The organism is Ideonella sp. (assembly GCF_041287625.1).
GTDB lineage: Bacteria > Pseudomonadota > Gammaproteobacteria > Burkholderiales > Burkholderiaceae_C > Ideonella.
In genome coordinates, this window is the sequence record NZ_JBGGNH010000037.1 from 102,889 (window position 1) to 116,599 (window position 13,711).

Sequence of the window (13,711 nt, forward strand, 5' to 3'; positions counted from 1 at the left end):
CAACCCCGGATTCGCCCTTGATGGGACGTCAACCCGAGATGATGCCACTGCCGCTAGACTCGTCGCTCACCCGGGAACCCTGACGAAACATGTCGCAAAGCATTCACGACTTTCATGACGACCCGCGCAATGCGGACATCCGCATCTGGATCAACGGCCAGCTCAAGTCGCGCGCCGACGCCACGGTGTCGGTTTTCGACAGCGGCTTCGTGCTGGGCGATGGCGTGTGGGAAGGCCTGCGCGTGGTCCAGGGGCATCCGCTGTTCCTGGATGCGCACCTGGCACGGCTGTGGGAAGGTGCCAAGGCCATCATGCTGGACATTGGCATGAGCAAGGCCGAACTGACGCAGGCGGTCTACGACACGCTGAAGGCCAACCAGATGCACGACGGCGTGCACATCCGGCTGATGGTCAGCCGCGGCGTGAAGCGCACGCCTTACCAGGACCCGCGCGTCACCGTGGGCCCGGCCACCATCGTGATCCTGCCGGAGTTCAAGCTGGCCAAGCCCGAGACGGTCAATGCCGGGCTGAAGCTGTTCACGGTGCACGTGCGCCGCGGCCATCCGGACGTGCTGGACCCCAAGCTGAACAGCCACAGCAAGCTGAACTGCATCACCGCCTGCATCCAGGCCACGGCTGCGGGCGCAGACGAAGCGCTGATGCTGGACCCGCACGGATTCGTGGCGACCTGCAACTCGACCCACTTCTTCATCGTGCGGGGCGGCGAGGTCTGGACCAGCAGCGGCGACTACTGCCTGGGCGGCATCACGCGCAGCAACGTGATCCAGGTCTGCCGCGAGGCCGGCATTCCGGTGTTCGAGAAGAATTTCAGCCTGACCCAGGTCTACAGCGCAGAAGAGGCCTTCTGCACCGGCACATTCGCCGGCGTGGTGCCGGTGCGCGAGGTGGACGGCCGCGTGATGGAAGGCGGCTTGCCAGGACCGATGGTGCTGCGGCTGCAGGCGCTGTACAGGGGCCTGGTGGCGCGCGATGTGGCGGCCTGCGAAGGCCGATGGGCATGAGTGCCGCGGCGCCGCTGCGGGTTGCCATGTGGAGCGGCCCTCGCAACATTTCCACCGCGATGATGCGGGCCTGGGAAAACCGCGGTGACTGCGCCGTCAGCGACGAGCCGCTGTACGCCGCCTACCTGGCAGCGACCGGCCTGGACCACCCGGGCCGCGACGAGATCATTGCCGACGGCGACACCGACGCTGCGCGCGTGGCGCAGGCGCTCAGCGAAGGGCCGGCCCCTGGCGGCCAGCCCGTCTGGTACCAGAAGCACATGAGCCACCACCTGCTGCCAGGCATGGCGACGGACTGGGTGCACAAGCTGCACAACGTGCTGCTGATCCGCGACCCGGCGCAGGTCGTGGAGAGCTATCTGAAGAGCCGCGCCACCGTGGCCCCGGCCGACATCGGCCTGCTGCAGCAGGCCCTGCTGTTCGACGAACTGGCGCAGCGCAGCGGCCAGGCACCGATGGTGATAGCCGCCGACGATTTCCTGCAAGCGCCCGAGGCCTACCTGAAAGCGGTCTGCGCCGCGCTGGGCATTGCCTTCACGCCGCGCATGCTGAGCTGGCCCGCAGGCCGGCGGGACAGCGACGGCATCTGGGCGCCCCACTGGTACGACGCTGTCTGGGCCTCGACCAGCTTTGAAGCCTGGCGCCCACGCTCGCCCCGGTTGCAAGGTGCGGCCCTGGCCGTGGCCGAGGCATGTCGCCCGGCTTATGCCTTGCTGCACCGGCATCGCTTCCAGATCGGCGGCTGAGACAGGCGACTGTGACTGTCCAGAAGACGGCATGATGCGACGCATGTTCGCCACCAAACCCTGGTGGCGGATGCGAGCGATGTTAGATTGCCCGCGAAATCGCGCCGCAGGCTTGGCTCAAAGACGATTCGCGTTCGAAATCCACGAAGACGGAGACAACACAAGTGATACGTTGCAGTTCATTGCTGGCGGCCTGGTTGAGCTTGGCCATGTCATTGCTGGGCGCCCATTCTGCGCATGCGCAGGCCCCGGAATGGCCAACCAAGCCTCTCAAACTGATCGTCCCGTTCCCGCCCGGCGGCACCAGCGACTTCATGGGCCGACTGATCGCCGGCAAGCTCGCTGTGGCACTGAAGCAGCCGGTCAACGTTGAAAACATCGCCGGCGGCGGCGGCGTCACCGGCACCTTGAAGGCGCTGTCGCTGCCCGCCGATGGCTACACGCTGATTCAGAGCGGCATTGGCCAGAACGCCGTGGCGCACGGCATGGATGCGCAGGTCGGCTATGACTCCATCAAGGACTTCACACACCTGACGCAGGTTCATTCCGGGGCGAACGTGCTGGTCGCCAGCCCCAAGTCACCATTCAAGACACTGGCCGAGCTGATCGCCTACGGCAAGGCCAATCCCGGCAAGCTCAGCTACGGCTTCACGCACGCATCTTCCGGCCACGTGGCCATGGAATTGCTCAAGCAGTCCCTGAGCGTCTGCCTGGGCAATGCCCAAGGTGGTCGGGACTGCAAGGGCCTCTCCATCGTTGGCGTGCCCTACAAAGGCGGCGGGCCGTTGGTCGCTGCGCTGCTGGAAGGCCAGGTGCCAATGGCATTCGTCAACCAGGACTCGGCCTATCCCCTGGTGAAAGAGGGCAAGCTCCAGGCCCTGGCAGTCACCAGCACTTCGCGCAATTCGCTGTTCCCCAATGTGCCGGCGATCAGCGAAAAGGAGGTTCCGGGATTCGTGGCCATGTCTTGGTCCGGCATTTCGGTGTCCAGCAAGACACCCGCCCCCATCGCCGCACGGCTGGAAGCCGAACTGGTGAAGATCATGCAGTCACCAGAAACCCGGCAACAGCTGGAGTCCAAAGGCTTTGTGGTCCCGGAACAGGGCGCGCACAGCTACGCGAACTTCATTGACCGCGAAGTCGGCCGTTGGGGCCGCGTGATACGCATCGCGGGCATCAAACCCGAGTGACCCGGCTGCGCTGACCTCAGCGCTTCTTGACGATCACGCTGCCGATCGAATAACCGGCGCCGAACGAGCAGATCACGCCCAGGTCGCCCTTGGCGAGGTCGCCATGGTGGCGGTGGAACGCGATCACCGAGCCGGCGGATGCGGTGTTGGCGAATTCGTCCAGGATCAGCGGCGCGATGTCGGCATTGCCGTCGCTGCCGACCAGCTTCTTGATCACCAGCTGGTTCATGCCCTGGTTGGCCTGGTGCAACCAGAAGCGGCGCACCTGCGTGGGCTCGACCTGCAGCGTGTGCAGGTGCTTCTCGATGTGCGCCGCCGCCATCGGCACCACTTCCTTGAAGACCTTGCGGCCCTCCTGGTAGAAGGTCTTGTCGCGGCCCAGCGGATCGTTGTCTTCGGCGCGGTTCATGAAGCCGAAGTTGTTGCGGATGTTGCTGGAGAACTCGGTCGCCAGCTTGGTGCCGAGGACCTCCCACTGCGTGTCGCTGGTCGCCGTGTCGGCCGCCTCGATGATGACTGCGGTGCAGACGTCGCCAAAGATGAAGTGGCAGTCGCGGTCACGCCATTCGAGGTGGGCCGAGGTGATCTCCGGGTTGACCACCAGCACGCATTTGGCCGAGCCGGCCTTGACGGCATTGACCGCCTGCTCGATGGCGAACGTGGCCGATGAACAGGCCACGTTCATGTCGAAGCCATAGCCACCAGCGCCAATCGCCTGCTGGATCTCGACCGCCATCGCCGGGTAGGCACGCTGCATGTTGGCCGCGGCGCACAGCACGGCGTCCACCTCCGCGCCGCTCTTGCCGGCGGCAGCCAGCGCCTGCTTCGCGGCGTCCACCGCGATCTCGGCCATCAGGGACAACTGCTCGTCAGCCCGGGCCTCGAAACGCGGGTACATGCGCGCCGGGTCCAGCACGCCGGCCTTGTCGATCACGTAGCGCTGCTTGATGCCCGAGGCCTTCTCGATGAACTCGACGCTGGAGTGGGTGATGGCCGCACGGGTGCCGGCGGCGATCGCGTCGGCATGCTGCTCGTTTTGCAGCGCAGCATAGGCATTGAAAGCCTCCACCAGCTCGGCGTTGGTGATCACGTGCGGCGGCTGGTAAAGGCCGGTGCCGCTGATGACGACTCGGGTCATGGCGCAAATGTCCGTGAAAAGTGAAAAAGCCCGCTGTGCAGCAGGCGGGCTTCATGAGGCTCAACCGCGGATTTTAGGGCGGGTGGTGCGCAAGGCCTGCCAGCCCAGGGTTCAAGTGGCTTTGCGGCGTGCAGATTTGGCTGCCGGAGCGGCAGGCGCAGCGGTCGGCGGCGGCGGTGAACCGGCGCTGCCGCCCTGGCGCAAGGCGTCGGACATGCCCATCAGCACGCCGCTGACCAGCGCGGTGTAACTCTGCGCCAGCGCCTGCGCGGCTTTCAGGCCGGCGGCGCGGGTGTCGCGCATGGCCGTCTGCATCTTCTCCAGCTGCGCAGTCACGCCGTTGACAGTCGCCTGCGCATGCGCACCCGCCTGGCTGCCGTCCTGCTTGAAGTGTGACAGCGCCTGCTCCCAGGGACCGGACAGCGTGCCACCGGCCGCTTCGGCCGCCTTGCGCACCGCGCCGAACATCGTGTCCTCCAGCTGTTCCAGATCGCCCAGCGCTTTTTTCAGCTGCTTGTCCTGCAGGCCCACGCCCTGGCCGGCCAGGCTGCTGAGCGCAACCTGGTGGGCCTCGACTGCCTTCAGCAAAGCGTCGTCCATGCCGGACAGCGCAGAGCCCAGCATGGCTTCGGCATCGACCTCCGGCAGGCCGCGCCCCGCAGTGCCGGTGCTGGCGGCCTCGGTGACCGACTTCAACACCGAGCGGATGTTCTTCAGGCTCATCTCGCGGCCCTGCAAGGCCTTCAAGGTGGCCGTGTGCACGGCGTCGCGCAGCTGCGCGGTCTGGCGCGCGCTGGTGGTCGAGAACATCTCGATCAGGGCGTCCTGGTCAATGCCGGACTTGAGCATGGGCACTCCGCAAGGTGGTTGGGTTGACGGCGACGATACGCGCCTCCCGCACGCTTCGACCCAGGGGCTTGCCCGAAGCTTGGCGAAGCTCGCAGCAAGCGCAGGGCCGCCCCAAGCGGCTGCGCAACGCGCCCGGCGGGTGGCCTTGCGTACTCGCGAGGCCGGGTGCCTCAGACCTCGGGGGCGATCTGCTCGACGTATTCGGACAAGGCTTCGAGGATGGCGGTCGCCTTCTCGTCACCCTTCTCGGCGGCCGCAGCGCCCAGCACGTCCAGCTTCTCCAGGTAGGCGTCGATGCTCATCGCGCCGCCCTCGCCTTCGTGCAGGCGCGCAGCGCGATGCTGTTCCCAACGCTCGTGCTCTTCTGGCGCCAGGCTGTCCGGGAAGTTGCGGGCGCGGTAGCGGAACAGCAACTCACCGAGGCGGCCGTCGTCGAAACTGGCACGCGGCAGCGCCGGGTCGTCGGGCTTCAGCTTGCGCAGGCGGTCCAGCCGGGTGCGGTCCTGCGGGCCGACGAAGCCGCCGTAGAGGTCTTCGTCCACGTCCGGCGTGCGCTCGGCGGGCGGGCGGGCGAACACCTCGTCCCACAGGCCGCCGAGCTTGGCGCTGTTTTCGGCGCAGGCCTGGGCGTGCTGCAGCGCCAGGTTCATGTCGAAGCCCCAGCGCTCGGCCATCGCTGGCGACAGCGTCTTCAGGTTGCCGATGACCACGGGCGACTTGTTGATGTGGATGGTCTTGATCGGCAGCCGCGTCACGCCTTCGGGCAGCGCCTCGGCCTTGGTGAACATGCGTTCGCGGATGGCCGCGGCATTCAGCGTGAACAGCTCGGACGGGTCGACCGCCAGGTCCCAGACGATCAGCTCGTTCTTGTTGACCGGGTGCGGCGCCAGCGGCCAGACGGCGGCGATGCAGCCGCGCTCGGGCCCGTACATGCCGGAGATGTGCAGGAACGGCCGGCCCACGCCGACCTCGGTCCACACCGCGTCCTTCTTGCGCAGCTTCAGGCAGAAGTCCCACAGCCTGGGCTGAGCCTGGCGAATCAGCCGGGCCAGGCCGATGGTGGCGCGGACGTCCGAAAGCGCATCGTGCGCTGCCTCGTGCAGCAGGCCATTGGCGGCGCTCAGGTGCTCCAGCTTGAACGAGGGCCGGCCATCCTCGTGTTTCGGCCATTCGATGCCCTCGGGCCGCAGCGCATACATGCAGCGCACGGTGTCCAGCAGGTCCCAGCGGCCGCAGTCGTTCTTGTACTCGCGGGCATACGGGTCCATCAGGTTGCGCCAGAACAGGTGGCGCGTGACCTCGTCGTCGAAGCGGATGGAGTTGTAGCCCACGCCCACGGTGCCGGGCTTGGCCAGCTGCTGCTCGATGGTGGCGGCAAAGCGATGCTCCGGCACACCGTGTTCGAGGCACAGCTGCGGCAGGATGCCGGTCAGCAGGCAGGACTCGGGGTCGGGCAGGTAGTCGGGCGCCGGCTGGCAATAGACCATCACCGGCTCGCCGATCTCGTTCAGGTCCGCGTCGGTTCGCACACCGGCGAACTGCGAGGGCCGGTCATGGCGCGGCACGCGGCCGAAGGTCTCGTAGTCGTGCCAGAAGAAACTGAAATCGCTCATGTCGGCACGATACCGCAGCAGCCGCTAAGCTTCGGCTCAAGTGCCAGCGTCGCGCAGGCGCAGCAAGGTGGCAAAACGCGGCAGGCCGGTGTCGGTCTGGCCGCGCCAGCTGTAGCTCAGGCGGCTGCCCAGCGGGGGCGGGCTGCGGCGTTGCGCGTCGCTCAGGCCCGAGCCGAGCAGGAAGACCTGGCCATCGTCGTTGCGCACGCGCAGCGCGCCAACCTGACCGGCGTATTTGCCTTTGCCCGGCACATGGCCGATGACCACCGCATCGGCGTCCTGCACCGGCTTGAACTTCAGCAGCACGCCGTTGCGGCCAGTCAGGTAGGGCGCGTCGGCCAGGTGCAGTGCCAGGCCTTCGCCACCGGCAGCGACCACCTCGTCCAGCCGCTGCTGCAAGGCCATGCGGTCGGCCACCTGGAACTGCGCGACGGCCCGCACGGGGCCGGGCCCGTCCGGCGGCGCCAGCGCCGCAAGCTTGGCCGCACGCTGCGCAAAGCTGCCCTCGCCGCCCGGCAACTCAAACACGCGAAACTGCAACGCACGCCAGCCGGCGTCACTTGCATCACCGCGGCGCAGCAGCGCCGAGACCTCATCGAAACGCCCGCGCCCCAACCACAGCTCGCCGTCCAGCGGCTGCGTTGGCAACTGCGCCAGGAACCATGCCGGCGCCTGGATTTCGCCGCCGCCGCGAAAGCGCAGCCGCCGCCCGTCCCACAGCCCACGTACGCCGTCGAACTTCTCACTGACCAGGTAGGGCGCGGGGGAGGCATCCGACCCAAGCTCCCGCGCCAGCAGCAGCGCGGGCGCCGATTCGGCTGCGGCCTGGGAGGACGCCGGCGCGGCGACCGCTTGGCCATCCAGCGCCGCAGACAGCAAGGCCGGCAAGCCGAGCAACAAGGTTCGAGTGGCGGACAGCGACTTGGGCGGCATGGCGAGGCAAAGGAAGTGAAGGCGACGGCCGCATTGTTGCGACGCGCCACAACCCCGACCATCCGCCGTTCGGGGGTGTTTCGCGGTTTTCACCCCTCAGTTTCAGCCCGGCACGGGCTGGGCCGCCAACGCCTGCCACTCTTCGTCGGTCCACAACCGGGTCAGGCTGACGAAGTGCACGCCCTCCGGGTCTTCCAGCGAATAGCTGCCTTGGCTACCGGGCAGCACATCCAGCGTCAACTGCGAACCCAGCAGGTATTCACACTGGGACCGACTGACGTGGAAGGGCACGCCGCCCACCTGGCCCAGTTGCACGTCGCCGGTGTTCAGTGTGAGGTCGCCCGGCGCGCAGCACATGGGGTGGCTGCCTTCACAGCAGCCGCCAGCCTGGTAGAAGAAGATGCCTTCGCCGTGCTGCACCTGCAGCCTTGCCACCATCGCCAGCGCCGCTTCGGTGTCGATCACGCGTTCGATCATGGGAGCTCCTTCAGGACGAAAAAAGCGGCCCGGAGGCCGCTCGTGCTCGACTGCGTGAAGTTCAGAAGAAGCCCAGCTTGTTGGGGCTGTAGCTGACCAGCAGGTTCTTGGTCTGCTGATAGTGGTCCAGCATCTGCTTGTGGGTTTCGCGGCCGATGCCGGACTCCTTGTAGCCGCCAAACGCCGCATGCGCCGGGTAGGCGTGGTAGCAATTGGTCCACACGCGGCCGGCCTGGATGCCACGGCCGAAGCGGTAGGCACGGCTGCCGTCGCGGGTCCACACGCCAGCGCCCAGGCCATAAGGCGTGTCGTTGGCAATCTCCATCGCCTCGGCCTCGTCCTTGAAGGTGGTCACGGCCAACACCGGGCCGAAGATCTCCTCGCGGAAGATGCGCATCTTGTTGTGGCCCTTGAACAGCGTGGGCTGGATGTAGTAGCCGCCGGCCAGTTCACCTTCCATCTTCGCCGCGCCGCCGCCGATCAGCACCTGCGCGCCTTCCTGCTTGCCCACTTCCAGGTAGGACATGATCTTGTCCATCTGCATCGAAGAGGCCTGCGCACCCATCATCGTTTCGGTGTCCAGCGGGCTGCCTTGCTTGATGGCGGCCACGCGCTTGATGGCCCGGTCCATGAACTTGTCGTAAACGGACTCCTGGATCAGCGCGCGGCTCGGGCAGGTGCAGACCTCGCCCTGGTTGAACGCGAACAGCACCAGGCCTTCGATGGCCTTGTCGAAGAACGCATCGTCAGCCGCGGCCACGTCATCGAAGAAGATGTTGGGGCTCTTGCCGCCCAGTTCCAGCGTGGCCGGGATCAGGTTGCTGGCTGCAGCCTGGGCGATGACGCGGCCGGTGGCGGTGGAGCCGGTGAACGCAATCTTGGCAATGCGCTTGCTTTGCGCCAGCGGCATGCCGGCCTCGCGGCCAAAGCCGTTGACGATGTTCAGCACGCCGTCCGGCAACAGGTCGGCGATCAGCTCGGCCAGCACCAGGATGCTGACCGGCGTGGACTCGGCCGGCTTGAGCACCACGCAGTTGCCCGCGCCCAGTGCCGGCGCCAGCTTCCAGGCCGCCATCAGGATGGGGAAGTTCCACGGAATGATCTGGCCGACCACGCCCAGCGGTTCCTGGAAGTGATAGGCGATGGTGTCGTCGTCAATCTGGCTGAGCGCACCTTCCTGCGCCCGCACGCAGCCGGCGAAGTAGCGGAAGTGGTCGGCGGCCAGCGGGATGTCGGCGTTCAGCGTCTCGCGCATCGGCTTGCCGTTGTCCACCGACTCGGCGTAGGCCAGCTTCTCCAGGTTCTGTTCGATGCGGTCGGCAATCTTCAGCAGCACGTTGGCGCGCGTGGCAGCCGGCGTGGCAGCCCACTTGGCGGCGGCGGCGTGCGCAGCGTCCAGCGCCAGCTCGATGTCGGCTTCGGTCGAACGGGCGGCCTGGGTGAAGACCTTGCCATTGATCGGCGTGATGACGTCGAAATACTGGCCGGCAACCGGCGCCACGAACTTGCCGCCAATGAAGTTGTCGTAGCGCGGCTTGAAGCCGACGGGGGCGCCAGCGGTTCCGGGAAAGGCATACAGCATGCGTTTGTCTCCTGCGTTGTTGGATGAAGAAGGAAGCGACCCGGCGTTTGCGTGTTGGAAACGGGGCCTGCCCTGGCACGAACAGCACGCGACGTGCCAGCGACATGTGTGCTTTTTTTGCGCCGGAAACACCGGGATCCTGCGCAAACCGGGGCGGAACAGCGGCCATCACCTGCGCCAAGGTGTCGCACACCGAAACCCTGTACCGAAACGGAACAGCCCGCCTGAGCCACTGGCGGAAGACCCTCTAGGCGGGGGCGCCCGGCATGACTAACCTCGACCCGACACCGCCTTGAATCCGCCGCCATGCACCCTGCCCTGACCCCCGTCCTCTCCCCCGCCCAGGTGCGCGAGGCCCACCGCCAGCTCAACAGCAGCGGCGAGGTGTCTGCGCAGCTGCTGGGTCCCGTGCTGGCGCGTTCCTGGCAGCGCAGCGCAGAGGCAGGCCTGTCGCCCACGGCACGGCCCGCCGGGGCGCCGCATGCCTCCTCGGCGCAACTGCGCCAGGCGCTGGAACAGCAGCGTGAACTGCTTGCCCACGCGCTGCCAGTGATGAACTTCCTGCACGAGCAGACCCAGGACAGCGACGGCATGCTGGTGCTGGCCGATCCGGACGGGCTGCTGCTGCACTCGCTTGGCGACCTGCAGTTCATGCACCGCGCGGAGCGGGTGGCGCTGCGCCCGGGCGCCAACTGGCACGAGCGCTGGCGCGGCACGAATGCCGTCGGCACCGCACTCGTCGAAGCCCAACCGATGGTCGTGCACGGCGGCGAGCACTTCCTGGAGCGCAATGCGTTTCTCACCTGCGCCGCAGCACCGATCCACGACTCCCAGGGCCGCCTGCTGGGTGCCCTGGACCTTTCCGGCGACCACCGCGGCTACCACCGCCACACGCTGGGCCTCGTGCGCTCGGCGGTGCGCATGATTGAGCACCGGTTGTTCGAGACCCGCCATGGCGACCAGCTGCGGCTGCGGCTGCACAGCCAACCCGAAGGCCTTTCCACGATGACCGAGAGCCTGCTGGCGCTGTCGGGCGACGGCTGGGTGACGGGTGCCAACAAGGCCGCGCTTTCGCTGCTTGGTCAGCCCTGGCAGACGCTGGGCGGCCTGCCCATCGAACAGCTGCTGGAGGTGTCCATCGACCGCCTGATGGCCGGCGCCCAGCGCACCGGCGGCGCGCCGCAGCGGGTGCAGACCGTGCAGGGCCAGGCCTTGTGGCTGCGCATCGAGCCCGGCCAGGCCAGCCTGAGCATGCCGGCCAGGGTTTTCGTGACCCAGCCGGCGCCCGGCCCGCTGCCCACCCCGGTGCCTGCCGACGAACTGGCCGCGCTGGACACCGGCGACCCCACGCTGCACGCGGTGCTGGCGCGTGCGCGCCGGGTGCTGGACAAGCCGATTGCGCTGCTGCTGCAGGGCGAATCCGGCGCAGGCAAGGAGGTGCTGGCGCGGGCGGTGCACCGCAGCGGGCCGCGCCGCGCGCAAGCCTTCGTGGCGGTGAACTGTGCGGCGCTGCCGGAAAGCCTGATCGAGGCCGAGCTGTTCGGCTACCGTCCTGGGGCCTTCACCGGCGCCAGCCGCGAAGGCGCGCCCGGCCGCATCCGCGAGGCGGACGGCGGCGTGCTGTTCCTGGACGAGATTGGCGACATGCCGCTGGCGATGCAGGCCCGGCTGCTGCGCGTGCTGCAGGACCGGCTCGTGGTGCCGCTGGGTGGCGGCAAGCCGGTGCCGGTGGACATCCAGCTGATCTGCGCCACGCACCATGCGCTGCGCGAGCAGATGCGCACCGGCCAGTTCCGCGAAGACCTGTATTACCGGCTCAACGGCCTGACGCTGCAATTGCCGCCTCTGCGCGAACGCCAGGACTTGCCGGCCCTGGTGCAGCACCTGCTGGAGGAGCTGGCGCCCGGGCAGGCTGTGCAGCTTGCGCCCGAACTCGCGCAGCGCTTCGCCAGCTACCGCTGGCCCGGCAACCTGCGCCAGCTCGCCAATGCGCTGCGCACCGCCTGTGCGCTGATGGAAGCGCACGAAACCCGCATCGACTGGACCCACCTGCCAGACGACCTGGCAGACGACTTGCGCGCCTGTGCGCCGGTGCGGGCGCCTGCGCCCGAGGTGGCCGACGCCGCCGTCGATCTGCGCCAAGTCTCGGCCCGCACCGTGGAGCGCGCACTGCAGGAGACGGGCGGCAACCTGTCGGAAGCGGCGCGGCGCCTGGGCATCAGCCGCAACACGCTGTACCGCAAGCTGAGGGCGGCGCGGTCCAGCTGAAAATGCTCAGCTCAAGCCTTTGAGCTTGGGCAGCGGGCCGGCCAGTTCCTCCGGGCTGCTGCCCTGCTGGCGCAGCAGCGCTTCGAGTGCCGGCATCAGCGGGCCCAGCCGTTCGTCCAGCGCGTCGCGCACGGTGTCGACGAAGACCTGTGTGCTGCGCTCGATCTCGATGTTCAGCGCGTCGCCCGGCTGCTTGTCTGCAAAGGTCGTCGCACGCAGCGTCTCGGGAATCAGCCAGACCTCGAACCAGCCCTCAGCGCGGTTGGCCTCGGCCACCGTCAGGCTGGCGCCGTTGATCGCGATGTAGCCCTTGGCAAAGATGTAGCGCATCCACGGCTGCGGCACCTGGATGCGCATCACGTGGTTGTTCTCGGGCTGGCGCACCGAGGCCAGCGTGGCTTTGAAGTCCACATGGCCGGACAGCGGGTGGCCGCCAATCTCGGCGCCGTCGCGCGCCGCGCGCTCCACGTTCAGCGGGCTGCCTTCGCCCAGGGCGCCCAGCGTGGTCAGCGACAGGCTTTGCTGCATCACGTCGAAGTCGGCCGCGTTGTCGCCATGCAGCTCGGTGACCGTGAGACACACGCCGTCACACGAGACGCTGGCGCCAATGGCCAGGTCCTGCGCGAAGCCACCGGGAAACTGCAGCCGGAAGCTGCGCAGCCCTGGTTTGTCCTGGATGCTGGCCACCTGGGCCACGCCTTGCACAATGCCGGTGAACATCCGAAATCCCAAAGAAAAAACTGGCGCGAGCTTAGCAGCCCGGGCCAGTTTCGGTGGCGAGCGCCCAGGGCGCCCACGCTGGAGTGATTACTTCAGGCCAATGGTCAACGCCTGATCTTCCTCGACTTGTACCAACCCAACTCCGTTGGTGAAACTGCCACTTGCAGTGAAGCCCATTTGCGTCGCCAACGAGGGGGTGCCATCCGGGCTGGTGCCACTGACGCCATGGCCTGCGCCATGGACGCGATAGAGCTTTAGCTTGTTCCCACAATTCGTCCACACATCGTACTTGTCACCCGGTTGAGTAGGCGACGCCGACACCGACTCGCCGCACATGGCCGTAGCGCGCACCTGCTGCTGAACTTGCTCATTGATGACCTCGTCATTGACCCACGCAGGACCGGAGACTTGCGTGATGCCCACGATCAGTCGGTTGATGGTCCAGATTGATTGGTCCCAATTGCCTTCCGTTTCCATGACAGGATCGGTGTCGCCAATGATTCCAATGTACGGTTTCGGATCGGCACCTGGTGCGCAAGTCGCGGAGGTTTGGAATGTCTGCGAGGCAGGGCCAGCCAGAGACACGTATAAATCGAAGCTGCTATTCGATTCACACCACATGCGGTTCGTCATCACGCCCCCCATGGAGTGCCCCATGAGCGTCACGTTGCGGACACCGTAGTCACTGCGTATTTTCGCCGAAAGCGCTGCGAGGAAGGCTTTGTCATCCTGACCGGAATCCATCGCATAGTTGTTCCAAGTCGTGGCACCTTCATTGCTCTCGATGTGCTGACCTTGAGGCAACACCAGCATCACATGGTTGGCCTCAAGCCATGCCCAGTTGATTGTCGACGTTGTCAGGTCGGTCGGAGAGGAGTTCAAGCCCAATTGGTACGAAATCGCCACGTTGTTGCCGCCGCCACCGTGCAGCGCCACGATGGCCCGCGTGGCACCCTTTGGCTTGTAGATGTTGACCTGATGCGGGAAGCCAGCGCCAGTGCTGCTGGTGACCTGCACATTGGTAATCAGTTGATCAGTTTCCGACGGCGACACGTCGTCGTCGCTTCCACCACCGCAGGCGGACAGCAAGGCGACGGAGGCCAGCATGGTGGTCACGGCGAGCGCGCGGACACGGGAGATGCGTTGGAACATGGTAGGACTCCGAAAGGCTGT

General features: G+C 66.8%; 13 protein-coding genes. 4 read left to right on the top strand and 9 right to left on the bottom strand.

Annotated features, from left to right (window positions below):
- Positions 1-89: 89 nt before the first annotated feature.
- Together ACAH41_RS15220 and ACAH41_RS15225 are read left to right on the top strand one after the other, a co-directional pair.
- Positions 90-1,022: an aminotransferase class IV gene (locus ACAH41_RS15220; RefSeq protein WP_325652137.1), complete on the top strand. Its 933-nt coding sequence runs from the start codon at positions 90-92 to the stop codon at positions 1,020-1,022.
- Positions 1,019-1,768 carry an HAD family hydrolase gene (locus tag ACAH41_RS15225; RefSeq protein WP_325652138.1) on the top strand — a complete coding sequence of 250 codons (750 nt, stop codon included), beginning with the start codon at positions 1,019-1,021 and terminating at the stop codon, positions 1,766-1,768. The genes ACAH41_RS15220 and ACAH41_RS15225 overlap by 4 nt, the downstream gene beginning before the upstream one ends.
- An 82-nt stretch (positions 1,769-1,850) precedes the next feature.
- Here the strand turns inward: ACAH41_RS15225 and ACAH41_RS15230 are convergent, their stop codons facing one another.
- Complete coding sequence (locus ACAH41_RS15230) at positions 1,851-2,084, bottom strand: hypothetical protein (RefSeq protein ID WP_325652142.1); 234 nt, start codon at positions 2,082-2,084, stop codon at positions 1,851-1,853.
- Here ACAH41_RS15230 and ACAH41_RS15235 point away from each other — a divergent pair.
- Positions 2,083-2,958 (top strand): tripartite tricarboxylate transporter substrate binding protein, encoded by an 876-nt coding sequence (locus tag ACAH41_RS15235; protein WP_325652144.1) that lies wholly within the window; start codon positions 2,083-2,085, stop codon positions 2,956-2,958. The genes ACAH41_RS15230 and ACAH41_RS15235 overlap by 2 nt on opposite strands.
- A gap of 16 nt (positions 2,959-2,974) precedes the next feature.
- On the opposite strand, the gene ACAH41_RS15240 is transcribed toward ACAH41_RS15235, so the two are convergent.
- The 6 genes from ACAH41_RS15240 to ACAH41_RS15265 all read right to left on the bottom strand — a co-directional run bounded on the left by ACAH41_RS15240 (position 2,975) and on the right by ACAH41_RS15265 (position 9,550).
- Positions 2,975-4,096, bottom strand: a complete 1,122-nt coding sequence (locus tag ACAH41_RS15240) for a beta-ketoacyl-ACP synthase III (RefSeq protein WP_325652146.1) — start codon at positions 4,094-4,096, stop codon at positions 2,975-2,977.
- Positions 4,097-4,207: 111 nt separating this feature from the next.
- The gene (locus ACAH41_RS15245) at positions 4,208-4,945 is read right to left on the bottom strand and encodes a DUF6781 family protein (RefSeq protein WP_325652148.1); all 738 of its coding nucleotides are present in this window, start codon (positions 4,943-4,945) and stop codon (positions 4,208-4,210) included.
- Between the two features lie 170 nt (positions 4,946-5,115).
- Positions 5,116-6,558 (bottom strand): exodeoxyribonuclease I, encoded by a 1,443-nt coding sequence (gene sbcB / locus ACAH41_RS15250; protein WP_325652149.1) that lies wholly within the window; start codon positions 6,556-6,558, stop codon positions 5,116-5,118.
- A gap of 36 nt (positions 6,559-6,594) precedes the next feature.
- Positions 6,595-7,491 (bottom strand): DNA ligase, encoded by an 897-nt coding sequence (locus tag ACAH41_RS15255; protein WP_325652151.1) that lies wholly within the window; start codon positions 7,489-7,491, stop codon positions 6,595-6,597.
- Positions 7,492-7,593: 102 nt separating this feature from the next.
- Positions 7,594-7,968, bottom strand: a complete 375-nt coding sequence (locus tag ACAH41_RS15260) for a DUF779 domain-containing protein (protein WP_325652153.1) — start codon at positions 7,966-7,968, stop codon at positions 7,594-7,596.
- Between the two features lie 61 nt (positions 7,969-8,029).
- Positions 8,030-9,550, bottom strand: coding sequence for an aldehyde dehydrogenase family protein (locus ACAH41_RS15265; RefSeq protein WP_325652155.1), 1,521 nt, complete (start codon positions 9,548-9,550; stop codon positions 8,030-8,032).
- Between the two features lie 306 nt (positions 9,551-9,856).
- Here ACAH41_RS15265 and ACAH41_RS15270 point away from each other — a divergent pair, with 306 nt between their 5' ends.
- Positions 9,857-11,818, top strand: coding sequence for a sigma-54-dependent Fis family transcriptional regulator (locus ACAH41_RS15270; protein WP_325652156.1), 1,962 nt, complete (start codon positions 9,857-9,859; stop codon positions 11,816-11,818).
- Positions 11,819-11,824: 6 nt separating this feature from the next.
- Here the strand turns inward: ACAH41_RS15270 and ACAH41_RS15275 are convergent, their stop codons facing one another.
- Positions 11,825-12,538 carry a riboflavin synthase subunit alpha gene (locus ACAH41_RS15275; protein WP_325652157.1) on the bottom strand — a complete coding sequence of 238 codons (714 nt, stop codon included), beginning with the start codon at positions 12,536-12,538 and terminating at the stop codon, positions 11,825-11,827.
- Between the two features lie 87 nt (positions 12,539-12,625).
- Positions 12,626-13,690, bottom strand: coding sequence for a hypothetical protein (locus ACAH41_RS15280; RefSeq protein WP_325652159.1), 1,065 nt, complete (start codon positions 13,688-13,690; stop codon positions 12,626-12,628).
- Positions 13,691-13,711: the final 21 nt, after the last annotated feature.